This is a genomic window from Streptomyces sp. NPDC044063 (assembly GCF_056434285.1).
This window is the reverse complement of sequence record NZ_JBWKFM010000001.1, coordinates 590,263-613,813: the sequence shown is the minus strand read 5'-3', so window position 1 is coordinate 613,813 and position 23,551 is coordinate 590,263. Positions and strand designations below refer to the sequence as shown.

At 68.3% G+C, this 23,551-nt stretch carries 29 protein-coding genes and 1 pseudogene; 17 read left to right on the top strand and 13 right to left on the bottom strand.

Going from position 1 to position 23,551, the window contains the following annotated elements; translation table 11 throughout:
• Positions 1-35 precede the first annotated feature (35 nt).
• A complete protein-coding gene (locus AC07BS_RS02795) occupies positions 36-293 on the bottom strand; it encodes a hypothetical protein (RefSeq protein WP_478929685.1) in 258 nt (85 codons plus the stop codon).
• A 544-nt stretch (positions 294-837) separates the two neighbouring features.
• On the opposite strand from AC07BS_RS02795, the gene AC07BS_RS02790 reads away from it, so the two are divergent.
• Entirely contained in the window at positions 838-1,380 is a 543-nt protein-coding gene (locus tag AC07BS_RS02790) for a hypothetical protein (RefSeq protein WP_478929683.1), read from the top strand.
• Between the two features lie 334 nt (positions 1,381-1,714).
• On the opposite strand, the gene AC07BS_RS02785 is transcribed toward AC07BS_RS02790, so the two are convergent.
• Positions 1,715-2,152: a hypothetical protein gene (locus tag AC07BS_RS02785; RefSeq protein WP_478929682.1), complete on the bottom strand. Its 438-nt coding sequence runs from the start codon at positions 2,150-2,152 to the stop codon at positions 1,715-1,717.
• Between the two features lie 901 nt (positions 2,153-3,053).
• Here AC07BS_RS02785 and AC07BS_RS02780 point away from each other — a divergent pair.
• A complete protein-coding gene (locus tag AC07BS_RS02780; protein ID WP_478929681.1) occupies positions 3,054-3,656 on the top strand; it encodes a GNAT family N-acetyltransferase in 603 nt (200 codons plus the stop codon).
• A 193-nt stretch (positions 3,657-3,849) separates the two neighbouring features.
• On the top strand, positions 3,850-4,257 hold the full coding sequence (locus tag AC07BS_RS02775) for a rodlin (RefSeq protein ID WP_478929679.1): 408 nt from the start codon (positions 3,850-3,852) through the stop codon (positions 4,255-4,257).
• Positions 4,258-4,500: 243 nt separating this feature from the next.
• On the opposite strand, the gene AC07BS_RS02770 is transcribed toward AC07BS_RS02775, so the two are convergent.
• Positions 4,501-5,004 carry an SMI1/KNR4 family protein gene (locus AC07BS_RS02770; protein ID WP_478929677.1) on the bottom strand — a complete coding sequence of 168 codons (504 nt, stop codon included), beginning with the start codon at positions 5,002-5,004 and terminating at the stop codon, positions 4,501-4,503.
• 433 nt (positions 5,005-5,437) lie between these two features.
• On the opposite strand from AC07BS_RS02770, the gene budC reads away from it, so the two are divergent.
• Together budC and AC07BS_RS02760 are read left to right on the top strand one after the other, a co-directional pair.
• Positions 5,438-6,211, top strand: coding sequence for a meso-2,3-butanediol dehydrogenase (gene budC / locus AC07BS_RS02765; RefSeq protein WP_478929675.1), 774 nt, complete (start codon positions 5,438-5,440; stop codon positions 6,209-6,211).
• 210 nt (positions 6,212-6,421) lie between these two features.
• Complete coding sequence (locus AC07BS_RS02760) at positions 6,422-7,879, top strand: APC family permease (protein ID WP_478929674.1); 1,458 nt, start codon at positions 6,422-6,424, stop codon at positions 7,877-7,879.
• A gap of 344 nt (positions 7,880-8,223) precedes the next feature.
• Here the strand turns inward: AC07BS_RS02760 and AC07BS_RS02755 are convergent, their stop codons facing one another.
• The gene (locus AC07BS_RS02755; protein ID WP_478638238.1) at positions 8,224-8,682 is read right to left on the bottom strand and encodes an Lrp/AsnC family transcriptional regulator; all 459 of its coding nucleotides are present in this window, start codon (positions 8,680-8,682) and stop codon (positions 8,224-8,226) included.
• 62 nt (positions 8,683-8,744) lie between these two features.
• On the opposite strand from AC07BS_RS02755, the gene AC07BS_RS02750 reads away from it, so the two are divergent.
• From AC07BS_RS02750 to AC07BS_RS02740, 3 genes are all read left to right on the top strand, one after another.
• Positions 8,745-9,494 carry an AzlC family ABC transporter permease gene (locus AC07BS_RS02750; protein WP_478929671.1) on the top strand — a complete coding sequence of 250 codons (750 nt, stop codon included), beginning with the start codon at positions 8,745-8,747 and terminating at the stop codon, positions 9,492-9,494.
• Positions 9,487-9,816 carry a branched-chain amino acid transporter permease gene (locus AC07BS_RS02745; protein WP_478929669.1) on the top strand — a complete coding sequence of 110 codons (330 nt, stop codon included), beginning with the start codon at positions 9,487-9,489 and terminating at the stop codon, positions 9,814-9,816. Before AC07BS_RS02750 ends, AC07BS_RS02745 begins: the two co-directional genes overlap by 8 nt.
• A 365-nt stretch (positions 9,817-10,181) precedes the next feature.
• Positions 10,182-10,739, top strand: a complete 558-nt coding sequence (locus AC07BS_RS02740; RefSeq protein WP_478929667.1) for an SMI1/KNR4 family protein — start codon at positions 10,182-10,184, stop codon at positions 10,737-10,739.
• A gap of 569 nt (positions 10,740-11,308) precedes the next feature.
• On the opposite strand, the gene AC07BS_RS02735 is transcribed toward AC07BS_RS02740, so the two are convergent.
• The 3 genes from AC07BS_RS02735 to AC07BS_RS02725 all read right to left on the bottom strand — a co-directional run bounded on the left by AC07BS_RS02735 (position 11,309) and on the right by AC07BS_RS02725 (position 13,103).
• Complete coding sequence (locus AC07BS_RS02735) at positions 11,309-11,701, bottom strand: hypothetical protein (RefSeq protein WP_478929665.1); 393 nt, start codon at positions 11,699-11,701, stop codon at positions 11,309-11,311.
• Between the two features lie 365 nt (positions 11,702-12,066).
• Positions 12,067-12,492: a nuclear transport factor 2 family protein gene (locus tag AC07BS_RS02730; RefSeq protein ID WP_478929663.1), complete on the bottom strand. Its 426-nt coding sequence runs from the start codon at positions 12,490-12,492 to the stop codon at positions 12,067-12,069.
• 158 nt (positions 12,493-12,650) lie between these two features.
• Positions 12,651-13,103 carry a hypothetical protein gene (locus AC07BS_RS02725; RefSeq protein WP_478929662.1) on the bottom strand — a complete coding sequence of 151 codons (453 nt, stop codon included), beginning with the start codon at positions 13,101-13,103 and terminating at the stop codon, positions 12,651-12,653.
• A 7-nt stretch (positions 13,104-13,110) separates the two neighbouring features.
• Here AC07BS_RS02725 and AC07BS_RS02720 point away from each other — a divergent pair, with 7 nt between their 5' ends.
• The 4 genes from AC07BS_RS02720 to AC07BS_RS02705 all read left to right on the top strand — a co-directional run bounded on the left by AC07BS_RS02720 (position 13,111) and on the right by AC07BS_RS02705 (position 15,122).
• Positions 13,111-13,284, top strand: coding sequence for a hypothetical protein (locus AC07BS_RS02720; protein WP_478929660.1), 174 nt, complete (start codon positions 13,111-13,113; stop codon positions 13,282-13,284).
• 382 nt (positions 13,285-13,666) lie between these two features.
• Positions 13,667-13,927, top strand: coding sequence for a hypothetical protein (locus AC07BS_RS02715; protein ID WP_478929658.1), 261 nt, complete (start codon positions 13,667-13,669; stop codon positions 13,925-13,927).
• Complete coding sequence (locus AC07BS_RS02710) at positions 13,924-14,697, top strand: HAD family hydrolase (RefSeq protein ID WP_478929656.1); 774 nt, start codon at positions 13,924-13,926, stop codon at positions 14,695-14,697. Before AC07BS_RS02715 ends, AC07BS_RS02710 begins: the two co-directional genes overlap by 4 nt.
• A 248-nt stretch (positions 14,698-14,945) precedes the next feature.
• On the top strand, positions 14,946-15,122 hold the full coding sequence (locus AC07BS_RS02705) for a hypothetical protein (protein ID WP_478929654.1): 177 nt from the start codon (positions 14,946-14,948) through the stop codon (positions 15,120-15,122).
• 118 nt (positions 15,123-15,240) lie between these two features.
• Here AC07BS_RS02705 and AC07BS_RS02700 read toward each other — a convergent pair whose 3' ends face one another.
• Positions 15,241-15,720 carry a MarR family winged helix-turn-helix transcriptional regulator gene (locus tag AC07BS_RS02700; protein WP_478929652.1) on the bottom strand — a complete coding sequence of 160 codons (480 nt, stop codon included), beginning with the start codon at positions 15,718-15,720 and terminating at the stop codon, positions 15,241-15,243.
• A gap of 89 nt (positions 15,721-15,809) precedes the next feature.
• On the opposite strand from AC07BS_RS02700, the gene AC07BS_RS02695 reads away from it, so the two are divergent.
• The 4 genes from AC07BS_RS02695 (at position 15,810) to AC07BS_RS02680 (ending at position 19,547) form a co-directional block, all read left to right on the top strand.
• Positions 15,810-17,276, top strand: a complete 1,467-nt coding sequence (locus AC07BS_RS02695) for an MFS transporter (RefSeq protein ID WP_478929650.1) — start codon at positions 15,810-15,812, stop codon at positions 17,274-17,276.
• A 45-nt stretch (positions 17,277-17,321) separates the two neighbouring features.
• Positions 17,322-17,741: a hypothetical protein gene (locus tag AC07BS_RS02690; RefSeq protein WP_478930077.1), complete on the top strand. Its 420-nt coding sequence runs from the start codon at positions 17,322-17,324 to the stop codon at positions 17,739-17,741.
• Positions 17,742-17,838: 97 nt separating this feature from the next.
• Positions 17,839-18,621, top strand: coding sequence for a class I SAM-dependent methyltransferase (locus tag AC07BS_RS02685; protein ID WP_478929648.1), 783 nt, complete (start codon positions 17,839-17,841; stop codon positions 18,619-18,621).
• Positions 18,622-19,019: 398 nt separating this feature from the next.
• Positions 19,020-19,547, top strand: a complete 528-nt coding sequence (locus AC07BS_RS02680) for a hypothetical protein (RefSeq protein ID WP_478929646.1) — start codon at positions 19,020-19,022, stop codon at positions 19,545-19,547.
• Positions 19,548-19,634: 87 nt separating this feature from the next.
• Here the strand turns inward: AC07BS_RS02680 and istB are convergent.
• From istB to AC07BS_RS02665, 3 genes and pseudogenes are all read right to left on the bottom strand, one after another.
• Positions 19,635-20,431 (bottom strand): annotated as a pseudogene (istB, locus tag AC07BS_RS02675) (IS21-like element helper ATPase IstB).
• A complete protein-coding gene (locus AC07BS_RS02670; protein ID WP_478929644.1) occupies positions 20,428-21,408 on the bottom strand; it encodes a Mu transposase domain-containing protein in 981 nt (326 codons plus the stop codon). Before AC07BS_RS02670 ends, istB begins: the two are co-directional and overlap by 4 nt.
• Before the next feature lie 41 nt (positions 21,409-21,449).
• Positions 21,450-21,893: a hypothetical protein gene (locus AC07BS_RS02665; RefSeq protein WP_478929642.1), complete on the bottom strand. Its 444-nt coding sequence runs from the start codon at positions 21,891-21,893 to the stop codon at positions 21,450-21,452.
• Between AC07BS_RS02665 and AC07BS_RS02660 the strand changes: the two genes are divergently transcribed.
• Entirely contained in the window at positions 21,880-22,002 is a 123-nt protein-coding gene (locus AC07BS_RS02660) for a hypothetical protein (RefSeq protein ID WP_478929640.1), read from the top strand. The two genes, AC07BS_RS02665 and AC07BS_RS02660, sit on opposite strands and share 14 nt — an antisense overlap.
• 14 nt (positions 22,003-22,016) lie before the next feature.
• Here the strand turns inward: AC07BS_RS02660 and AC07BS_RS02655 are convergent, their stop codons facing one another.
• Both AC07BS_RS02655 and AC07BS_RS02650 read right to left on the bottom strand, forming a co-directional pair.
• On the bottom strand, positions 22,017-22,724 hold the full coding sequence (locus AC07BS_RS02655) for an FAD-dependent oxidoreductase (RefSeq protein ID WP_478929638.1): 708 nt from the start codon (positions 22,722-22,724) through the stop codon (positions 22,017-22,019).
• A gap of 53 nt (positions 22,725-22,777) precedes the next feature.
• Positions 22,778-23,545 (bottom strand): hypothetical protein, encoded by a 768-nt coding sequence (locus AC07BS_RS02650; RefSeq protein WP_478929636.1) that lies wholly within the window; start codon positions 23,543-23,545, stop codon positions 22,778-22,780.
• Positions 23,546-23,551 lie beyond the last annotated feature (6 nt).

The following is a 23,551-nucleotide window of genomic DNA, read 5'->3' as shown; positions in this document are numbered from 1 at the left end:
CCTGTCCATCAGTCAGAACGAACACCGTTGCAGTACTAACGCGCTCCCGTGAGGTTGTACTGGGCGTCCAGAGTCAGGGTGAGGGTGTATGAGGGCGAGCCCGTGGTGCCGTTCTTGATGTCTCCGCTCAGCGTGTACGGGCCCGTCCTGGTGGTTCCGCCCGGGTTGGTGTCGGTGTCCGTCGTGGTGCCGGAGCCCCGGATCCGTCCGTCATGGAAGAGAGATGCGTCCATGGGGCCGAGAGTTTCGTTCAGCTTGCTGGCCACCCCGGTGATGGCCGGAGTGTAGTTCACCTCGGTAATGGTGACCGTGATGTGCCCGGCCTGATCGGAACCCGGACCGGACGGGTCACTCTGTTTCGCGATGGTGACGAAGCATTCCGGCGCGCGCCCAGCCGCTGGGTGTCCGCTCGATGACCTGCACTTGCTCCAGGGGAAAGGTGACGACAACGACGGCACTCGCGGGGAAGCTGCCCTTCCGCCTACTCGTCGATATGCGCGGCCACAGGGGTACAAGAGCACGAAAGGGCGCACTGCAACAAGAGTGATCCCTCTCCACGTGCCCGCGCCGGGCCGCCGGGGGTCCCAGCGAGCCGCCGAGCAGATCCAGCCCGATCTGATCCCCCACTGTGGGAGCCCCACCCCCAGGTTTTCATCAAGGAATGCAGCAAGCCCCGTCTGCGGGGCAGTATCCGGGGATGCCGAACCTCGGCTTGCAGCGACCTCCGCCGAGCACGGGCAACCTGATACAGCCATCAGCTGAGTTGGCATTGCCAGCCTCGGAGAGCTTGAGCGAGCCTGGGCCGGACACCCGTTGCGGCGATCCTTGGAGGCAACCATGCGGAAATACACCCGCGGTACGGCCAGATACGCCGTCCTCGCCCTGCTGTCCCTGGCCGCCCTGACCGTCTCACCGGCGGCGCAGGCCGAGGAGAAAGTGACCACCAACGGCTTCGAAGGCTACGACATCGACAGATGGGACCGTCTGACGGGCGGTGACGGCGTGAGCGGATTTGAGATCGGCGCCGGAACCGCCCGATCCGGCCGGGTCAACGGCTGGCTGAGCACCACCCGAGGATGGGCTCGCGAGGGCACCTGGGCGTCGTTCGGCACGAACATCTGGCCCAAGACGGTGTGCACGGCCGAGATCTACGTCAAGCCCGTCCAGGACCTCCAGTTCGAGCTCAGGGTCTGGAACCCCCAGGGCACCAAGCTTGCCACCAACGCGCCCTGGCTCGTGGCCAACGGCAATTACCAGACCGTCCAGGTCACTTGGCTCGCGGAGTACCGCAATGATTCCTTCGTCGAGGCGATCCTCGGCTCCGACGGGACACCCAGGGCCGTACGCCTTGACGACCTGGTGGTCCGCTGCAACAGCTGACCTGCTCGGCGACCACGGCGAAATGCGTCGCCACTCCCCCGCCACTCGGCCCGGCCATGAGCCCAAGCACCGAAGACGATCAGCAGTCGCCTTCGCCGTACCCGCCGACATGCCGTAAGGGGTAGCCGTAGCACCACCCCCACGGGAACGATCCTGCCTCAGCCGGCCTGGCCGTCCAGCCGGTGTGGCGGGCCGTCCGCCACGGTGCGGACTATCGGCCCGGCCGGGCTGCCAAAGCACGGTGAGCACCCGGGGGCCTGGGCTTCCGGCCAGGCCCCCGCTGCCGTGTCCTCGCAGGCCAACAGCTAGCTGCTGGTTGCTTGCAGGACAGACTTCATCGCTGTGTTCCGCGGATCTCTACATCGTAGTCGTAGCTGCTGAAAGGCGGGGCGTAGAACTGCAGCGTCACGAAGTCGGACCCGACACCACCTTCGACCACGGTTGCCATGGAGTAGGAGTTGTCGAGATTGTCAGCGATATTGATGTGGCTGATGGGCACGGGGTACCCCCCAACAGCCGGATACCTGACCTTCTTCGACTGCCACATCCCTTGCCAGGCGGACTTGGAGAACAGGTTCCCCGTGTTGAGGACGACACCGTCGGGGGTGCCCGCTTCGTGTACGACTGTTGTCTGCGTGCTGGCAGTGGTCTTGGCAGTGGGCGGGACGGCGGCGGAGGCCGTGACGGGCGCCAGAGCGGTAACAGCCAAGGCCACGGCGGCGATGAACGGCAGGCCGGTACGAATACCTCGCATCAGAACTTCCTCCTTCATGATCACATCAAGATCAGCTGGAGGGTACAGCGGTCGGCCGCGCCGCGTAACGGTGAAATCGCGTCACGTCGCGAACCCTTGGCGGGTCGTCCTCGTTGCCCTCGGACATGCAGGCCTGTGGCCCGCCTTCCTGGCCACCAAGGCGGCTTCGGGCAAGCTGCCGGGCGTCAACTCGCCTCTTGTCCCCGAGCAAACGGCAGCGCCACCACCTGCGGCAAGAGTCCTGTTCGGCGATCTCGAAGCCCGGCCGCCTGCCTGCTGCTTCCCGGGTCCGCCTCGAGTTGCGGGCGCCGACGCACGGGCGAAGGGTGGGCGGGGTGATGTGGCCGTCAGGCCGACCGACGCGAGTGGAAGGAGGGTGGGAAGGACACGACGCCCGGCTCTCCCGTGATCGAATCCCTTCCAAACGCACCCTCGACCAGCCGCGCCAATACCACGGAGGTTCAAACTCGAACTGACAGACGTTATGCGCCGCCCCAGCCTGCCGCCTATGAGCACGGCCCGCTCGTCGCCGTAGAGGCGCACGGGCGATCAGGGCGCTGTGCCGGTCGCGGCTGCGCAGTTCCGGGGTCCACCCCGGCCAGTGGCGTCAGCGCCTGCCCCGCGCGGACCGCGGCGGGGGCGTCGACCTGCTCCTTCGCCGCGGCAAGTAGCAGTAGGTGCGGCGGTCCGGCACCGAAGTGAGCCGCGAGGAAGGCGGCGGCCCGGGTGGACTGCGCGTCGGCCGGGGGCCGGCTGCCGGAGGGCCAGCCGCTCACCGACCCCGTACCCGCCCGCAATGGCCGCCAGGACCAGCAGGAGCAGGGAGGGCGAGGGCGCGGCGGGACGTTCCGTAGACCGTTCCCGCCAGGAACCTTCGGCGTGACGGCGGCTAGCCGGGCACTCGCGAGACAGTGACGGTATGACCACTTGGGCCATCACTGAACTCGGGCCACACGACCGGCAGGCCGTAGCGGACGCCATCCGCTTGACCGACGCCATTTTGGGGCGCGGCACGTTCACCGTCGAACAAGTCCTTGAAGGCCTCCGCGACGAGGACCTGCTCCTCCTGACCGCATACGCAGGAAAGCCGCCCGTTCTGGTGGGCGTGGCGACCGCCCGTGTGCTGGACGACGACGGCTACCGCGATCTCATCGCCCCCATGCCACCCAGCACCCTCCCCGCCACCCTGCCCTCAGCCGGCGGCCGCCGGATCGGCCGACTGAACACTTCGGTCGTGACTGCGCCGATGCGCGGGCGTGGCCTTGGCAGTGCCTTTGCCGCACACCGCACCGAATGGTTGCGGGAACGATGCAGCGAGGCGTACACGATTTCCTGGCTGCACAACCGACAGGGCCGCAGCGAAGGCCTGCTCAGGGCGCTCGGCTGGCAACCGGTCACCATCCTCCACGACTACTGGCTGCAGGCCACAACGACCGGCGAGCAGTCCTGCCCCCAGTGTGGCCGCCTCTGTCGGTGCGCCGGCCTGCTGCTACGCCTGCCCATCCCTTCGTCGGGGGGCTGACGTACGGAAGAACGCGCCGGGTAAAAGTCACGCTGAGCTCCTTCGGAACGACGCGCCGACGGTGCCCGTTACTCGAAGGCCTTAAAGCCCGCCAGGTGGCCTTGTTGGGGCAAACGAGTGAGCGTTCGGAACTTCCTTGGCGGCACCGAGTTACTCAGGTGACTTCTCTCCAGGACATTCGAAAGGCCGGGACGTGTTCAAGAAGGTTCTCGCGACAGCTGCCCTCACGGCATCGGCAGTGGGTTTCGTCGCCAGCCCCGCGGTCGCGATCGGCAACGAGCGGGATACCGCCAACGGCAACGACTCGACGTCCTCGTACGGCAGGACCGAGACGGGCGGCCAGGAGAGCCCGCAGATGACCGCCATTCAGGGCTCGCTCGACAAGCTGTGCATCGGCGTCGGGAAGATCAACGCCCAGTCCCTGCTCGGCTTGCTGCTCGACGTCGGTGTCCAGGACGTTCCGGTACTCACCTCGCAGCAGCAGCAACAGTGCACCGACAACTCCACGATCAATGATGGCGACGACCCACTGTCGCACATCCTGAACGACCTCGAGCTCATCGCCGGGAACGGTTCTGGGAACGAGGGCGGCCATCACTGAGTGATGCCCTGAATGGGGACTGCAAGGAGAACGACCCCGTCCCACATTCGGTGGTGACAGAGAGTAGCGAGGCGTTGTTGACACCTGTTTGACGGGTGTCAACACGCTTGCATGGACCATGTTTCCGGGGCTGAGTTCGTCGAGGCCGCGGACGAAGAGCAGCCGACCAAGACCATGGTTTGTTGCGGCTGAAAAGCCCAGGCAGACAAATCAGCAAGCTGATGGCCAGGCCAGGCGGTCCGATCAGTCGTCATCGAAGGCCGCGGTCGACGTGAGGCCCTCGATGAACGTCCTGAAGTCCGCAGCCAGGGTGAGCTCTGTGCCCGAGTCCGTGTCGAACCACGTCACCGACGGCTCACCCTGCCGACCGGACAGCCGGTAATCGAGGGCGATCCAGTAATGCCCATCACCAGAGATGAGCACGACCAGGGATGGCAGGCCCCACTCCTTCACCAGATAAGGCGTGTCCAGCAGCGACAACTGGCTCTCGCAGCGGCCGATGCCCATCAGTGCGTCCAACGGCACATGGCTCTCACTCCACGATGTCGGCGCTTCGGTTGGGAAGGCGTCCCAGTCGGACGCCACCGGGCCACCGTTCTGCAGCTGCAAGATCTCCAGCAGTGAGGCCGGGATACGCACCCCGAGCTGACGCTCGGCATCCTCGACAGCCACGTCGGTCAACGGCTCGTGCACTCCATAGGGGCCCTCGCCCCAGAACGTCGCCTTGATGTCATCGAACCGCGTCACCCCACGCATCCTACGGCCCTCCATCCTCAGATCCGGGGCCCATCAAACTGATGGGCGACATCAAATGTCAGGCTCTGGTCCACTTCTCGTGGTCGCGTACGTGCGACTGCCGATCTTCGCGTGACGGGGGTCGAGGTCGCCCGAAAATCCCCCGGCTGTTACGCGCTGGTGGGGCGATCGTACTGCGCCGTGAACGACACGCGACCGCAGCTGCATGAGTCGGTTTCGGTCCGTCCGGATGGTCAACCGTGCCCGGCCGGTCGCGCACCGGGCTCCGGAGCGTCACTCTCGATGGCACTGGCCAGGACGGGCGGGGCCGGTCGCCGGGCTGGTAAACGCCCATTGCTTCTTCTCCCCATGCCGGGCTTACTTGAGCAGGGAGTCCGAAAGTTCGCCGCCGTGACACGGCCATCACCGGTCAAGGGGAGTTGCTGTGGACGAGACACGCTTCACCGGCAAGGTCGTCATCGTCACCGGCGGCGGGTCCGGTATCGGCGCCGCCACCGCGTACCGCTTCGCGCGTGAAGGCGCCACGGTGATCGCCGCCGGACGGACCGAGGACACACTCAAGCACGCTGCCGCTGCCGCACCCGCCGGTTCGACCATGGTCACGCGGGTCGCGGACGTCTCCGACGAGTCCGCGGTCAACGCGCTGATCGCGGCTGTGGCCGAGGAATACGGCCGACTGGACGTGCTCGTCAACAATGTGGGCGTCGGTGCGCCCGGAACCGTCGAGCACACCGACACCGCCACGTGGCGCCATGTGATGGCCATCGACGTCGACAGTGTCTTCTTCGCCTCGCGAGCCGCGCTGCCCCATCTGCGTCGCGTCGGTGGCTGCATCGTCAACGTCGGCTCGGTGTCCGGGCTGGGTGGGGACTGGGGTCTGGCCGCGTACAACGCCGCCAAGGGGGCGTTGGCCAACCTGACCAACGCCATGGCACTCGACCACGGCCACGAGGGAGTACGGGTCAACGCCGTGCACCCGAGTCTCACCCGTACCCCGGTGGCCGCGCCCGTCATCGAGAACGCAGACTTGATCGCCGCATTCCGGCAGCGCATCCCCATGCGGCGCCCCGCCGAGCCGGACGAAGTGGCCGACGTCATCGCCTTCCTGGCCGGCCCCGACGCTCGCTTCGTCAACGGTGCCCACATTCCCGTGGACGGCGGGCTCAGCGCGTCCAACGGTCAACCGCGTATGTTCTGACGCGCATGTTCTGAGCACTTGCATGCGGTTGTCCGTTTCCGGCCTCGACCGCCCCGCTGGTCGACTGTGCCGCGCGCCAGTCACGTCCGCGCCGACAAGGCCCTCGCACCCGGCGGCCTCCTTCCGCCCCGCCGGCCACGCCACTACCGTGACCTTCCGCACCATCGCACCGCTGCTACGACCAAATGCTGAACGCACGGGGAGGCGGCGATGACGACCGTGGAAGGTAGCGACACGGGAGCCGGATTGCGGCGGGATGCCGTGGGCGGGACCGAGGTGCTGTTCCAGAGCGTGACGGCGATGGCGCCCGCGGCGGCTGTGGTGGCCTCGATCCCGGGCGGAGCGGTCTTCGCCGGAGGCAGCCTGCCGCTGTCCGTCCTCCTCGCCCTCGCCGCGTCGCTGCTCACAGCCTCCGCCCTGGGCGAACTCGCCCGGCATCTGCCGGCCGCCGGCTCGGTGGCGACCTACACCGCCCGGGGCCTGCACCCCGCGGCCGGCTTCCTGGTCGCCTGGGGGTACGTCTTCGCCGAGGTGCTCGTCCCACCGCTGGTGCTGCTCCAGCTCGGATTCACCATGGCGGGCACGCTGCACCGCCAGTGGGCCGCATACCCGGCGAACCTGTGGTGGCCGTGGATCCTGGCCGGTGCGGCGGCCGTCGCCGCCACCGGGTACCGGGGCATCCGGGCCTCCGCACGGCTCGGCACCGTTCTGGGCGCCTTCGAGGTCGCCGTCCTCGTCGTGTTCGCGGCACTGCTGATCGTCCAGGCGGGGAAGGCCAACACCTTGTCCGTCTTCACCCCTTCGCATACCGCCCCCGGCCAGTCCCCCGCCGGAGGGGTGCTCGCCGGATCGGTCTACTGCATGCTCGCCTTCGCAGGGTTCGAGGCCGCCGCCCCGCTGGCCGAGGAAGCCCGCCGGCCCCGGCGGACAGTACGGCGAGCCGTGGTCGGCGCGGCCCTGGGCGTGGGCGCGTTCTACGTCCTGACCACTTACGCCATGACCGTCTACTACGGGCCCGGCCGGTTCGCGGGCTTCGGCGCGGACGGTGACGCGTCGTGGGACGGGGTGGCCCGCGGAGCCTTCGGCCTGATGTGGATCCCCGTATTCCTGGCGGTGGTCAACTCCTGCGTCGCCAACGCCAATGCCGGCGCCAACGCGGCGACGCGCACGGCCTACGCGTTCGGCCGTGCCGGACTCTTCCCGCGGTTCCTGGCCACCGTCCACGCCCGGCACCGTTCCCCGGTGACGGCCCTCGCAGCACAGACCGTCGTGACCATCGCGGTGGCCCTGGTGCTGGGCTTCGCGTATGGCCCGGTCACGGCCTTCTACCTGATCGCCACGGGGGTCGTCATCGTGGTCGTCGGCGTGTACATCGCCGCCAACCTCGCCTGCGCGGGATACTTCCTGCGCCATCCGGGGCTCCTCCGGCCCGTACGCCACCTCCTCGTCCCCGCCCTGGCGAGCGCCGCCCTCGTACCGGCCCTGCTCACCGCCGCCGGGCTGCCGGTGTTCTCCTTCGTCACCCAGCTCAAGCCACCGGTCTCGTACGCCGGCGCGGCCGTGGGCGCGTGGGTGCTACTGGGGGTCGGCGTACTGCTGGTGCTGCGACGACGGCATCCGGATCGGCTGACCGGATCAGCCTTTCAGGGCGTAGAAATGGATGGGTGAGTTCGGTTTGAGCCCGATGCGCGGGTCCACCGGGGCCCCGGATGCGGTCGCCGGCGTCGAGCCGCTACCCGCACCCGGCCGCCCCGGCACCCGAAGGGCTCACGCCATGTGAGGCCGCCGACGGGACGGTGGGATACCCGGTCCCGCTGGAGCGCCTGGACGCGCACGCCGCGCACGCGGTGCCGTTGGGCTGGCGTGGAGACGCAGGGCTGCGTACGGCGAAGCCACGCGCGGTTCGGATCCGCGCCTCTCAAACCGCCCCGGCACCTGCCCTTCTTCGGTGCGTTCCGGCAATGTTCCAGGGCACGGGCTGGGCTCTGCCCCGACCGGCGCTTGATGCCGCCCTACTCGTTGATCTTGATCTTCTTCATCGTCAGGTGGGATTCAAGGCGGAGTACAGCGGGCAGGCCGCTGAGCTTCCCGGTGAGGAAGGCTTCGTACGCGGCGTGGTCGGCGACCGCGACGCGGATGAAGTAGTCGGGGCGCCCGTACATGCGGCGGAACTCGATGACCTCCTCGTAGGAGGCCACGGTGTCCTCGAACTCCTGGAAGCTCTTGCGGTCCTGAGCGTAGATCTCCACGTCGATGAGCACCTCCAGGCCGCGGCCCAGGGCCTCTGGGCTGATGTCGGCCCGGTACCCGGTGATGACGCCGGCATCTTCCAGGCGCTTGACCCGCCGCAGGCAGGGCGGCGGGGTCAGGCCGATCCGCTTGGCCAGCTCGACGTTGGTCAGCCGCCCGTCCTGACGCAGATGAAACAGAATTTCGCGATCGACGGCATCGAGGGTGATTTCATTGCGCATACCCCGATCATACGGCGCCAAGTGGCAACCATATGAGGTGAGATCCTTTCTAAGATTTCCCCATGGAAATAACCTCTGCCGTCACGGCGGGCCGGCCCCGTCCCGCCCCCGCCCTTCCGCCCCCGTCACGGTCCGAGGCACGCGCGGCGTTGAAGGACTCCGCCGGCGTGGGCCTGGGATTCCTCCCGCTCGGGCTCGCCTACGGGGCGCTCGTGACGCAGTCGGGCCTGGACTGGTGGTGGGCGGGGCTGTCCGCGGCGCTCATCTTCGCCGGATCGTTGGAGTTCCTGCTCATCGGCATGGTCACCGCTTCCGCCCCGCTCGCGGCGATCGCGGTCTCCGCGCTCCTGGTGAACGTCCGGCACGTCTTCTACGCGCTGTCCTTCCCTCTGCACCGCGTGAGTGGCCGTCTCGGCAAGATGTACAGCACCTACACGATGTGCGACGAGGCCTACGCGCTGATCACCGGTGAGCAGGCCCGCACCTGGTCCGGCCGCCGCATCCTGTGGCTCCAGCTCTTCCTGCAGCTGTACTGGGTGGGCAGCTCGACCGCCGGAGCGCTGCTCGGCTCCCTCATCCCCGACAGCGTCACCGGCCTGGACTTCGCCCTGACCGCCCTCTTCGCCGTCCTCGCCCTCGACGCCGTCCGAGACCTGCGGGGCGACCTGCCCACCCCCGTCCTGGCCGTGCTCAGCGCCCTGGCCGCCCGACTCCTCTTCCCCGGCCAGATGCTCATGGCCGCCTTCACCCTGTTCACCGCTGCCCTCCTGGCCCGCCACCTCACCACCTCCAGGAAGCCCCACCATGCCTGACACCGGCTACACCATCGCCGCCGTCCTCGTGGCCGCCGCCGTCACCTGGGGCCTGCGCGTCCTGCCCTTCGCCGCCCTCACCCCCCTGCGCGAAAGCGGCACCGTCCAGTACCTCAGCACCCGCATGCCCACCGGCGTCATGGTGATCCTGCTCGTCTACTGCCTGCGCGACCTACCGGTGACCGAGGCCCGCGCCGCGGCCCCGCTCGCCGCCCTGGCCGTCACCACCGGCCTGCACCTGTGGCGCCACAACGCACTGCTGAGCATCCTCGGCGGCACCGCCACCCACGTGATCCTGGCCAGCACGGTCTTCGCCCGCTGACCCTGCCTGACACGGAGCCGGTGCTGTCGCTTCTCGCGGACAACGCCTGCGAGCCCCTGAACGGAACCTGATGGGGCACGATTCGCGAACTGCCGCCCTCGGTCACAGCCGGGTAGCCGGGGACCAGCAATGGGCTCCGGCCACCCGACCACACCCCCTCCGTGCAGACCCCGTGGTGGCTGAGCGCCGTAGGTGACCCCGGCGGGCAGGCACACGCTCATCGACCGCTCGGCAGACGCAGCTCTCGGCGTACCGAGGTCGTGACACCGGCGAGCGGCCACGTGGGCCGGGTTCCGCTACGTGCCTTCGCCCAGCCTGCCCACTCGCCTACGAGCCCCGGCCGGCTCTCCAGTAACGTCCGTTCCATGATCACCCTCGATGCGCTCGTCCGTCTCTGCCCGCCGCCCGCCGATCCGCCACCCGCAGTGGACTGGGCCCGGGCCGAGCGCGCCCTCGGTACGGCACTGCCCGCCGACTACAAGCAGCTCGTCGAGACATACGGCGACGGCATCTTCGACGAGACGATCTGGCTGCTCGTCCCCGGCTCCGCCTACGCCGACTGCGACCTGCACGCGCAGACGACGGAACGCGATGAGATCCTGCGCGACCTGTGGGAGTTCGAGGACAAGCCCGCCGGCCTCCAGGAGGCAGGAGCGAAGATCTTGCCGTGGGCATTCGAGGAGGGCACGGGGGCGTTCCTGTACTGGCTGGCGCGGCCCGGTCAGCACCCCGACGAGTGGACCGTGCTCTACAACGAGGGGCGCGGACCCCTGTGGGAGCACCATGACATGGGGTGCCTGGCCTTCCTGTCCGCGGTGCTCACGGGAACGGCGAAGACGGACTACTTCGGCTACCTCTACGAAGTGCTGAAGCCGACGAAGCACCACTTCGCAACGGCCGATCAGACCCTGGCATCGGCATGATGCCCCCGGCATCGACATCCCCCTGCCCGGCCGCCATATCTGCCAAGGGCGTGCCCTCACCGGCACCGTGATGGGCTCCGTCCGCACCCGCGCCGATGTCCCCGGCTACGCCCAGATGCTGCAGCCGGCGCATGCGGCCAGCTCCACACCGCCCCACTGATCACCGCATCGCTGCCGCTCAAGGACATCAGCGAAGCGATCCGCCACGCCCAGACCCGCCAGGGCGCACGAACCGTGATCACCTTCCAGGCGTCGGTGAAGGCGCCTTGGACCTCGTCGAGATGCCTCGTCCACCAGTCGAGAAGCCGGGACGCCGGGACGCCGGGACGCCGGGACGCCGGGACGGACAAGTGATCGCATGAATGGTCACTCCGGTCATAGTGGAACACCAGGTGCCAGAAATCGCACATGCGCTTCCACCACAGCCGGTGCACCGAGTCCGCCAGATAACCCGTCCTCACGTCCACGACAGACCGGTAGCCACGAACAAACGCTCCGTCTCGGCAGACAACCTTGGCTCCGCGATACTCCCGCAGCCAGGCGGTGACCGTCTCCATCCTCCGGTCGGGTTAGACCTCTACGCGCTTCCCGCTCTCCGCGTCGATCAGAATCATCGCGTAGCGGTGGCCCCTGAGCAGGGCGAATTCGTCGATCCTCAGCATCCGCGGCACCGGCCGCTGTGGCAGGGGGATCCGTAGCAGGCAGGTCAGTACGGTGGCCCAGCTGATTACCTGATGCAGATGCAGCAGCAAGCGGGACGGCCTTGCCCGCCAACGCCGTCCCGCCACCTCAGCGATGTTCTGCAGAGCAGGTGTCCGGCGTTGATAGCGCACCGTCAGGCCCTCGACCTGCTCGACGAACGTCTGCTTCGCGCAGGCCGGGTTCTCACCGTACAGTCGCCGCACCGACAGATCGATCACGACCGGACAGCTGCCGACGGCCTCGTCCGCGATATGCCGCACGTACCGCCTGTGTTCCCAGCTCGACGCCAGCCCGTATCCCGGGCAAACGGCCGGAACCTCGCCATGCGTCCGTGCCGTGATCCGTACCAGCTCTTCATCGCCCTCAACTCCGCTCGACCTGCACCGCGGCCAGCTGCGCTTACTGCTCCCGGCGCAGCCGCCACGGGAACCGGTACGCGGCACGCTACGCAGGCCTGCTCAGGGCACCACATGCAACAGGGAACTCCAATGCGTCGTCCATGGCGCCAAGGATGCTCCGCCGCCGACATCGCGCACGCCGCGTACGGCGGCACGACCGAAACGCATCCGTCTGCGGCTTCCGGTGGTGCCGGTGGCACCGATGACCAGAGTGGTGCCGGCGGTGGTCATCGGCTGCTCCCGGTGAAGTGGGCGCCGGGCTCCTGGACGGCGAGGGGGTTCCAGTAGTCGCGGTAGGAGGTGATGCGCCCGTCTCGAACGGTCACGACGGCGATGTAGGTCATATCGAAGGGAGCGTCAGTCTCCACCAGGCGGCCGACGCCGCGCATCTCGACCACGATGGTCTGTGGATCGGCGGTCTGGTGGATCCGTAGGTCGGGGAAGTCGTGCAGATCGATGCGGTCGGGGTAATGGCGCATGTAGGCGGCGACGGCCTCCTTGCCCTCCAGACGCCGGGGCCAGCCCTCGGGGGCGAAGGGGAACTGCATGAGGCCGTCCTCGGCCCACAGAGCGACCCACGCGGGAATGTCCTTGTCCAGCAGCAGTCGCAGGCTGTGGCGGTAGAGATCCGCCGGGGAGATCGGTGCGGACATGAGTATCCTCCAGTCACAGAATCCGGACCCTGGGTCCGATTCAACGATATGGACCACGGGTCCGTTTTACAAGTGGAGGGAGCGGCATGCCCGGACGCCAGTCGTCTCGCAAGGACGCCATTGGCGACCGGGAGGCCGTGCTCGCGGCTGCCGACGAGCTACTGCACAGTACTGAGCTGTCGATCGAGCTGGGCGAGGAAGGACCGGACGCCGGTGGCGCGCGGAGCGTGTTCTTCGAGGTCTCCGCGCAGGCGCCACAGGAGTCCGGTGGCCCGGGAGGAGGTGACGGAGGGGAACCGGTCGAGGGCGCGTTCGCCGAAGGTGATGGCCTGCTCGAATTGGCCGCGCTGGGTGTGGGCCAGAGCGAGCCAGGCACTGTGGCGCAGGGCTGAGCGCTGGAAGGCCGGGTCGTCCTCCAGGGCACGGGCGTGCAGCAGCTCTTCGGCTTGAGGGAGGAGGCGGTCCTGGCGGGCGGGGACGCGGCGGGCGAGGATGACCAGGCTGCGGCCGGCGATGGCGTCGAGCTCGGCGGGGCTGACGTAGTAGGCCCCAGCGTGGTCCGGGTTCGGTGGGGTGGCGGGCGATGGTGTCGAGCTGGGTGAGGGTGTCATCGCGGGTGTGGCGGAAGGCTCCGATGTCGCCGGCGGCGGCGTGGGCGAGTCCGCCGCGGGCGTGGACGAGGGCCTGGACATCGGGGCGACGAAGGTCGCTCTGGGAACTCTGGCCGAATCCGGGGCGCAGGTGCGGGCGACAGTAGCCACGCCGCTGTCGCCGGAGGGGCTGCTCCCGTGACTTCGCTCGCAGCTTCCGCGCCGGCTCGACGGGCTGGGGGGCGTTCCCGGCGGGCTGGACGGTCACGAGCGGGTGACGTCGTGGCCCAACCGTCCGGCCTGGGACGGATTCCCGCTCGGCGAAGAGCTCGGGCAGCTCGTCTCCGCGGTCGTGATCCGCGACGACGGGCGACGCCGCAGCGCTGGGCGAATGCCGGCAGGGCTTCACGGCCGGGCGCAGGGACGTGATGGTCGTCGTCCTGGGCACGGATATCGGGGGCGCGGTGGCCATCGATGACCGTCCGGGCCGGGGCAGCGGGTGATCCCCCGCACCTTGGGGCACGTACGCATCCTGGACAGCAACGGGTGCGTGTGCGGGGGGGACGGGCTGTGCGCAGACGGCGTTGCGGTCGCTGCCACACGATGACGGCCTGGGTCCACGGCTGGCCGCGTGGCCGGACGGTCAGCGCCTGACCGACTTCGTGGTCGACCTGGCCCGGCTGACGGACGTACAGGTTGTGCTGACCGGCGGGCCGATGGAGCGCCCGGTCCTGCGCTACGAGACGGTCGCCCGGCTCAACTCGCTCGGCCTCATTCCCCTGGTGCCGGAGCACCCGGGGCGATCGAGCCTGCTGGGGGCCACGGGCTTGGAGCGTGCCGCGTGACCGGGGCGGTGCAGGCGGCGCTGTTCGACCTGGACGGCACGCTGGCCAACACCGAGGCGATCACCGCCGCCGCGCTGCGCGGGGCCTGGGCCTGCACGGGACAGGCAGGGCCCGTGCCGGTGGAGCGGTTCTTGGCGATGTCCGGCCAGCCTCTGGAGACCATCCTCGCCCATCTGGGGATTCCCGAGCATCTCGCCGAGCTCTACCGGCAGGAGGCCGCCACGCTGACCGGCCGGGCGCGGTCGTTCGACGGGGCCCTGACGTGGCTGACCATGCTGCGCTCACGGCGGGTACCCGTTGGGGTGATCACCGGCAAGGAGCGGGCGCGCACAACCGCGCTGCTCGAGCAGCTATGTATCGCCGATCTGGTCGGCGCGGTGGTCACCCCGAGCGACCCACCGGCGGCCAAGCCGTCGCCCGACGGGGTGCTGTGGTTGTGCGACCAGTTCCGAGCCCATGTCCGACGGACGGTGCTGGTCGGGGACGCGGTCGCCGATCTCCAGGCCGGTCAGGCGGCCGGGGCACATCCGGTCGCGGTGCTGTGGGGCACCGGTCGGCGCAAGGTGCTGGCCGCGCACCGGCCCTGGCTCATCGTCGAGCAGCCCGCGCAGCTGACCGTCCTGCTCGACGCCCTGACCACCGAAAACCCGGCGGCGCCGGGCCTGTCCGGGGCCGCACAATCCGCCCCACCCGAACCCGTGTGGCACGTCGCGCCACTGGGGGCCGTTCACTGGCGCGGTTGTGCCAGTCCAGCACCTGCTCGCGGGTGAGCTCCTCGAGCACCAGCTCCTGGTCCTCGACCACGTCGGCGGGCTCCGGGTCCGAGGCAGAGGCGATAGGGGCCTCGCGGATAGCGGCCATCATCGAGCTCGCGCAGAATCGAACCGCGCTGAAGCCATTCGGCGACGAGGGTGCGCACTTCCGCGGTGCGACAGACGGAAGCCAGCCCCCCCCTCGTGTAACGAGGGTCAGGTGCCGCGGGAGGTGTGGGAGCCCCCTCTTCCACCGCATCAACGTCGTGATCACCGCAGCCTGGGCACTCGCCTTCACCCTGACCGCCACCGCACTGGCCATCGCCGACGCTGCGGATCTCGGCACCGGGCCCTCCATAGCGATCCAGGTTGCCAGCTTCGCCCTCCCCGCTGCCTTCATGGCCCGCTACCCCGAGCGCGCCCGCGCCCGCCACGCCCAGTAGGTCCGAACGGCAGCCCGGCCGTCACCGGCGCACCCGACCCTACGGCCGGAGTGCCGTGCGATCTTCACCCCTTGGCCGCCGGAGCAGTTCGATGCAGCCCCTCGCGTACGCGCGCCGGTCACATCCGGGCGCGGCGCGCCGGGCGGGGGCTTTCGGAGGGGGACTCCAGGTCACCTTCGACGAGTTGCTTCAGGACGCGCAGAAGGTCCTGGCGGTCGGTGGCCGCGAGGGAGGCGAGGGCGTCGGCGTGGACCTGGTCGACGATGCGCTGGCTCTGGACGGCGACGGCGGCGCCCTGGTCGGTGACGGCGATGATGCGGGCCCGGCGGTCCTTGGCGGAAGGCCGCCGCTCGGCCAACCCTGCCTTCTCCAGGGCGTCGACGGTGACGACCATCGTCGTCTTGTCCATGTCGCCGATCTCGGCGAGCTGGATCTGGGTCCGCTCCTCCTCCAGGGCGTGCACGAGAACGCAGTGCATGCGGGCGGTGAGGCCGATCTCGGCGAGGGCGGCGGCCATGCGGGTGCGCAGGACGTGGCTGGTGTGGTCCAGGAGGAAGGACAGGTCGGGTTCGGTCCGAGTGGGCGCCATCGCAGTCATGCTCCCAGCCTAGCAATTCGATCCGCAATAAATCGTCTGCAACAAAACTATCTGCTACGGTCAATGGTCCTCACTGACTGGAGAAGCCCATGCCTGTGGCTACGGATGCCCCTGCCCCCCTCGTCACCACCCGCCCCACCGCCCCGGCGGCAACGCAACGGCTGCGCTCCCGCTGGACGGCGCTCGCCGTGCTCTCCACCGGCATGCTGATGACGGTCCTCGACGGCAGCATCGTCACCGTTGCGATGCCCGCCATCCAGAACGACCTGGGCTTCACCCCCGGCGGCCTCAGCTGGGTGGTCAACGCCTACCTGATCGCCTTCGGCAGTCTGCTGCTGCTCGCCGGTCGCCTGGGCGATCTGATCGGTCGCAAGCGCATGTTCCTGGCCGGGACCGCCGTCTTCACCGCTGCCTCGGTACTCGCCGGCTTCGCCGCCTCCCCCGCGGTGCTCATAGCGGCCCGCTTCCTCCAGGGCGTCGGCAGCGCGATGGCCTCGGCGGTCAGTCTCGGCATTCTGATCACCCTGTTCACCGACCCCCGCGAGCGCGCCAGGGCGATTGCCGTCTTCTCTTTCACCGGCGCGGTCGGAGCCTCCCTGGGTCAGGTGCTCGGCGGCATCCTCACCGACGCCCTCGACTGGCACTGGATCTTCTTCATCAATCTGCCCATCGGGCTCGCCGCGCTGCTGCTGGCCGCGCCCGCACTTCCCGCCGACCGGGGCCTGGGGCTGCGCTCGGGGGCCGATGTAGTCGGCGCGCTCCTGGTCACCGCCGGACTCAGTCTGGGCATCTACACGGTGGTCGAGGTGGAGCAGTACGGCTGGATCTCCGCGCACACCCTCGGCCTCGGGACGCTCTCCCTCGCCTTGCTGGCCGCCTTCACCCTGCGTCAGGCCAGGACCCGCACTCCGCTGATGCCGCTGCGGATCTTCCGCTCGCGCACCGTGGTCGGCGCGAACCTCGTCCAGATGCTGATGGTGGCCGCGCTCTTCTCCTTCCAGATCCTGGTCGCCCTCTACCTCCAGAACGTCCTGGGCTACAGCGCCGCCGCAACGGGCCTGGCCATGCTCCCGGCCGCCGCCGTCATCGGTGCGGTCTCGCTGGGGGCTTCGGCCCGGCTCAACGCCCGCTTCGGCGAGCGCCGTGTCCTGCTGGCCGGTCTTACCCTGCTGGTCCTGGCGCTCGGCCTGTTGACCCGGCTGCCGGTGCACGCCGACTACGTCACCGACCTGCTGCCGGTGATGCTGCTGGCCGCCGGCTTCGGCCTGGCCCTGCCTGCACTCACCACACTGGGCATGTCCGGCGCCGACGAGCAGGACGCGGGGCTCGCCTCCGGCCTGTTCAACACCACTCAGCAGATCGGCATGGCGGTCGGCGTCGCCGTCCTCTCCACGCTGGCGGCCTCGCGCACGGAGACCCTGGAGTCAACCGGCCACACCGCGGCCGCCGCTCTGACGGGCGGCTACCACCTGGCCTTCGCGGTCGGCGCCGGCCTGCTCCTGACCGCCGCCGCCGTCACCGCGACCCTCCTGCGCAGCCCGCGCCGTCCGAGTTAGAGGGCAACGATCTAGATGGCGGGTAGTGAGGGGTGTTTGCGACTGGTGGCGTTGATGGTCGCTGCATGGCATGTGAATGCTCGTCGTCCGTACCGCAGTGATGTCTCCGACGCCCGCTGGGCCTTGATCGAACCAGTTTTCACCGCCTGGCGAGCCAACCTGGTGGGGACGGGAGTCCTGCCGTTGCGATTCCCTGACGGGCAGGACGCGGCCACCTGCGGCATCGACGGATCGGAGGAGATCGATCTGGCCGGTCTGGACGGCCTGCGTCCCCACGGTCCGGTCACCGTTCAGTTGCGGCGCGCCGACGGTTCCGTTCTCGCCTTCGATACGGTCGCCGAGGTGGAGACCGCCCGTGAGGTGGCCTATCTGCGTAAAGGCGGGATCCTTCCGTACCTGACCGAAACGCTCATCACCTCACACGCGCGTCCGAACGGCGGCGACACCCCATCAACTACGCTCTGACGACGCCGAATCACCCCGTACCCACTTCGCGGCAGGCGTCCCGCGACGCCTTCCGCACAACAGCAACCGCACCACCGTTTTCCTTCGGAGGCACCGCATGACGAAGCAGCTCGACCCCGATTTCGGACTCACCGCGCAGGACTACAGCCGCCACCGTGCCGGGTTCCCGCCCCAGCTGGTCGAACGGCTCGTCGCCGCCGGACTCGAGCTGCCCGGCAAGGACGTGCTCGACATCGGCACGGGAACCGGCAGCCTGGCGCGACTGTTCGCACAGGCGGGAGCCACGGTGACCGGCCTCGACCCAGCCGCGGCGCTGCTGGAGCAGGCGAAGGAGCTGGACCGCGCGGCGGGCGTGAAGATCGACTACCGGATGGCGACCGCGGAGGCCACCGGTCTGCCGGAGGCGTCGTTCGACGTGGTGTCAGCCGGGCAGTGCTGGCACTGGTTCGACGCCCCCAAGGCGGCGGCCGAGGTGAGCCGGCTGCTGCGCCCCGGCGGACACGTCGTCATCGCCCACTTCGACTGGCTGCCCCTGCCCGGCAACATGGTCGAGGCCACCGAGTCCCTGATCACCGCCTACAACCCGGCGTGGACGATGAGCGGCGGCACGGGTCTGTACCCGCGGTGGCTGACCGACCTGGCGACCGCCGGGTTCACCGGCATCGAGACCTTCTCCTTCGACCTGGCCGTCCCGTACACCCGGCAGGACTGGGTGGGCCGCATCCGGGCCAGCGCCGGGGTGGGGGCGAGCCTGCCGTCGGAGGACATCGCCCGCTTCACTGAGGATCTCCACCGTGTCCTGCGCGAGCAGTACCCCGGCGAGGTGCTGGCGATCCCCCACCGCACCTGGGCGGTGACGGCGACAACACCCCCCCACTAGCGACTGTCTGAGGTTGTGATCAACCGGTCTGTAGGAGTCGCTGATCCAGATCATCGAGGCGCGTAGATGTAGGCCGGCGAGGTAGCGTTCGGGGGTCTTGTCGTAGCGGGATTTCCGGCAAGGGCAACTCACCGTGCCGTAGCCTCGGGACGCCTGGCTTTGTTCACGTTCAGCAGCAGCGATTGTCTGCTGGTTTGAACAGCAGCTGCCGATCGGAAGTGGCGGGGATGTTCATGAGAAATGACGTCAGTGTGTGGTTGCCCTGTGGGACTCAGTGAATCGTCGGTCGGTCATCTCGACGACGTCGGGCTGAGGGGCCGCCTTGATCAGCTAGGGTCTGGGGTTCTGGGCTGAGCCTCGTTCGGTTGAGTGGCCCGTTCGGTTTGGGGGAGGTTGTCTTGGCTGTTCCGTGGGAGCTGGTGATCTCGACCGCGGGGGGTGTTGCCGCCACGGTCGTAGGTGTTGTCGCTGGTGGTGTTGTCGGACGGCGTGGCCAGAATGAGCAGTGGATCAGGGACAACCGGACGAAAGCGTATGCGGACTTCTTGCAGGCGTTCGCCACGCTGGAGATGGAACTTCGAGAGGCGTTCCTCGAGGATCGGCCCCACACGGCTGACTGGGTGCCGTGGCACTCGGCGTTGACCACGATCAGTCTGGTTGCGCCGCGTGAAGTGGCGGCGGCTGCTTCGGAGCTCACGGGGGCCGTGGGACGCTTCTGTGAACTGGTCGACAGCTCGCCCAAGACGCGCGAGGACCTGCGGGGGATCCACGCCGTCCTGGTTGAGGGCCAGATGCGTTTTGTCAATGCGGCCCGCGGTTCGCTGGACGGATCGCAGTCGCCGCTCGAATGGCAGCTTGGTGGTCCGCCGGCGTGGCATGAGATCGAGCCGTATGCCCCAGCGCCGTCGGTGGAGGGATCTGCATAGGTCAGAAGCCGTCAGGTCTGCCCTTCGTTGCGGGGGATGGCCTGCCGCCCTCCGGGCGGCAGGCCATCGAGTGGGAAGCCGCAGGTGTCAGCCGGCCTTGGCCGGTTCCTCGGCTCGGGCTCGGGTGCTGGCGAGGCGGTAGGAGTCGGTGCCAGTCTCGATGATGGTGCCGTTGAAGGTGAGGCGGTCGACGATGGCCGCGCAGAGGCGGGGATCGGTGAACGTCTTGGTCCAGCCGCCGAACGACTCGTTCGAGGCGATGGCCATGCTGTTCTTCTCCTCGCGCTCGGTCAGGACCTGGAAGAGGAGTTCAGCGCCGCGGCGGTCGAGTTCCATGTAGCCGAGCTCGTCGATGCACAAAAGATCAACACGTCCGCAGCGGGCGATCGTCTTGGAGAGCTGCTTCTCGTCGGAGGCTTCGACGAGCTCGTTGACCAGCTTCGTCGCCAGCACGTACGTGACCCGGTAGCCAGCCATCGCCGCCTCGGTTCCCAGCGCGATGAGCATGTGCGACTTGCCGGTCCCGGAGTCGCCGATCAGGCAGAGCGGCTGACTCTTCTTGATCCACTCGCAGCTGGCGAGCGTGTGAATGGTGGCCGCGTCGATGTTGGGGTTGGCGTCGAAGTCGAAGGTCCGCAGGACTTGTCCCGTGGGAATCCGGCCGCTTTGATCCGCCGTTCCGAACGGCGCCCGGCCCGGTCGTCGCACTCGGCCATCAGCAGCTCGGCGAGGAAGCCGCGGTAGGTCATCTGGCCCTTCATCGCCCGGTCGGCGATGTCGGAGAACTCGTTCCTGATCGACGGAAGCCGCAGCAGGCGGCAGGCGGTGTCGATGGCCGTGGTGGCGGCCTGCTCGGTCAATCCTCGCTGGCGTGGCAGGGTCACTGTGCTTCTCCCTCGCGGTGTTCACCGCCGCTGGCGCGACGACGTCGGAGCAATTGGTCGTAGTGCGTCACTGAGGGCAGTGGCCTGGTGTCCGGGGGAAGGTGAGCGAGCCGCCACTCGTGCAGAAACGTCACCGTCGCCTCACCGGCCGCCCCTGTCGGCGAAGCATGGCCGGGCGGCTCGTCCTCGGCCTGGGCGACCTTGCGTGCCTCCAGCGCGACCGCGTCCGCGGTCAGGGCCCCGGCCCGCAGAGCCATCGCGAGGCCGGCGACCAGGTGCTCGTGAGAGACGTGGCGCCCAAGCAGCAGCACCTCGATCAGCGCCCTCGTCCCGGCGGTGTCACCGTGAGCCTTGACCGCGGCCGCCCACCAGGCGTCATGGACCGGGGTGAACTTGCCGGCGGAGCGGGCCTGCTCCAAGGCGGTCGCGCCGGGGAAGGCCCCCGGCTTGCGGATCAGGGCCTCCAGGTAGTGGTCCAGATCCAGGCGGCAGCCGCCCTTCGCGATCAGCCGCTCATGCCGGGCCACTTCCACGTTCCTGTCATAAACCACCAGGTGAGAAGCGTGCAGCATGACCCGAACCCGCTTCCCGATCAGCCGGACCGGCACCGAGTACCGGTTCGTGCGGACAGCGATCTGGCTGTAGCGGTCGACCCTCGGAGCGAACAGCCGGCCCGTCTCGAACGACTCTTCTGGCAGCGGCATCAGCAGCGGCCGCTCGGCTTCGAAGTACTCGTCGATGGTCCGCGGCCGCGAACCGATCCGACGCCGCCCGTCATGAAGATCCCACTGGTCAACGAGTTCGTTCAGCTCGGCCAGCGAGTCGACCTCGGGCACCGGGGTGAAGTGGTTGCGGCGGAAGTAGCCGATCTGTCCTTCCACTCCGCCCTTCTCGTGGGCGCCTTCGATGCCGGGCCGGCAGTAGAAGCTCTCGATCCCGAAGTGCGACCTGAAGGCGATCCACCGGTCGGCCTCCACCCTCGCCCGGCTCAGCCCCAGAACCCGGGCGACGGCGGCCTTCAGGTTGTCGTAGCGGACCTTGCTCGTGGGACCCCGCCCAGAGTGCGAAGTGCGTGCACGTGCCCTTCGAAGAAGGCTTCCTGGCCGCAGGACGCGAAGACCCGGTGGACGGCCTTGCCTGAGTAGGACAGCCGGAAGGAGAACAAGTAGCAGGTCACAAGCTCGCCGGCGAGCCGGACGGTCACGTCGCCGAAGTCGACCTCGGCTTCCATACCGGGCTGGTGGGTCTGCGGCACGAACGCTTCGACCGGCGCCTTCCCCGACTCGACGAGGATCTGCGGCTTCCGGTCCACGACGTAGCGCCGGACCATCTGGTAGGAGACGTCCGCCGCGTGTTCCTCGAGCAGGCGGTGGAAGATTCGCGTGATCGTGTGACGCTGCTTGCGCGGCGTGTCCAGATCCGCCCGGAGCATCCCGTCGATCACCGGCTTGTACGGATCCAAGGCCGTCGGCCTCGGCGGAAGCTTCTTCCTCGGCTCCGGCCAGACAGAGTCGACGGCCTTCCTGACGGTCCGCCACGACACGTTGTACTTGCGCTCGATCTCCCTGTGATGGTGTGGCGCCGATCAGGACGATATGGTCGCCGCCGAGTGCATCGGGTGGGAGCGTGAAGTGACGGCTGGTATATGTGACGTTGGTCCGTGGGCGCTCTTCCGGGGCCCGCTGGTAGCCCATGTGTTCCAGCCAGGCTCCGCTGCGTGCGCCACGGCGCCCATGGCGTCGACCACGAGGTCAGCCTCCAGTGCGTTGCCGTCGGCTGTTGCACCACGTGGATGCAGGCGCACCCCTCGTACGGTCTTTTCTCCTTTGCGACCTTCGGTGAGTAATCCTGTGACCTCTACGTCCTCGCGGAGAGTGAGGGATGGAAGCTGCAAAATGCGTGCCCGGAGCTGGGCTTCCAGGAATGGCCGTGAGGCGAAGATCGCGTGCACTCCCGCTGGAGCCCGGTGGAACGTGTGGCCGTGATAGGTGATGCGGCTCTGGCTCCCCAGTTCGGAGCTCAGGGCGCCATCGGCCTGGCACTGGTGGATCAGTCCGGGAAACAGCTGTTCCATCTGCTGCGCGGCACGGAGCAGGACAAGATGGATGTGCGGACTCTGCGGTACCCCGCGTCGGCCTTGTCTGTCTGTGATCTCCCCGCTGATCTGGTCGCGTTCCACCAGTGTCACTCGGTCGAAATGGCGGGTGAGTACGGCGGCGGCGCACAGTCCTGCAATTCCCGCGCCCAGTACGGCGGCGTGGCCACGGGCGACAGGAGCATCAGCACGAGTCATTCATATCACCTTTCAAGCGGGTCGGTGTGGCCAACCTGAAGGGCGATTGAGGATCAGGTAGGGCCCTCCTTGGTGGCTGTGTTGGGCAGCAGCCGGACGACGACCGAGAACATCCCCAAGGTGAGGGCCATGCTCAGCACACCGAGCAGATTCGTGACCACCGGCGGGAGAGCTACTGCCACCGCGAGCACGACTGGCCACGACGAGAACACCAGCCCTGCCAGGGTGATACCTCCTGCCATGGGCAGAAGGAACATCTTCTGGTATCCCTTGAGGCGCGCGTGCAGGTAAGACAGGATCAGAGCAGTCGCGAGGCATGCTGCCGCCATGTACACCGTCAGGTGGAACGGGATGCGGCCGAACACCCTGAACGGCCAGGGCTCGTAGTAGGTGTAGATGCCGGCGTGCATGAGGAGGAGCTCGCCGATGATGTCGGCAGCCGAGGATGCCGCGAGCAGCTTCCACATACGGGCCCTGGGGCTCCTCCCACCGGTGACCGCGAAAACGGTGAAGCCCATGGAGCAGAACCACGCGATCCACGCGGGAAACAAGAACGGCAATTCGTTGTGCCCCCAGAACACGTAGACCTTTGAGGTGCCCGCAGCGGGGAAGAATTGAACGGACGTGAGCGCGTCGTAGATGACTTCGGTGAACGCGCCGACGAGCGCGGATGCCACCATCCAGAGGTGGAGTCCCGATCGTTTCTTGATCAGGACCAGCAGTGCCCGAATGATAAAGGCCAGGGCGGTCACCGTCAGGATCGCGGTGACGACGTAATAGGCCGATGAAGGCACGAGCGGTCCTTGAGGCGGAGCGGTCATGGGGTC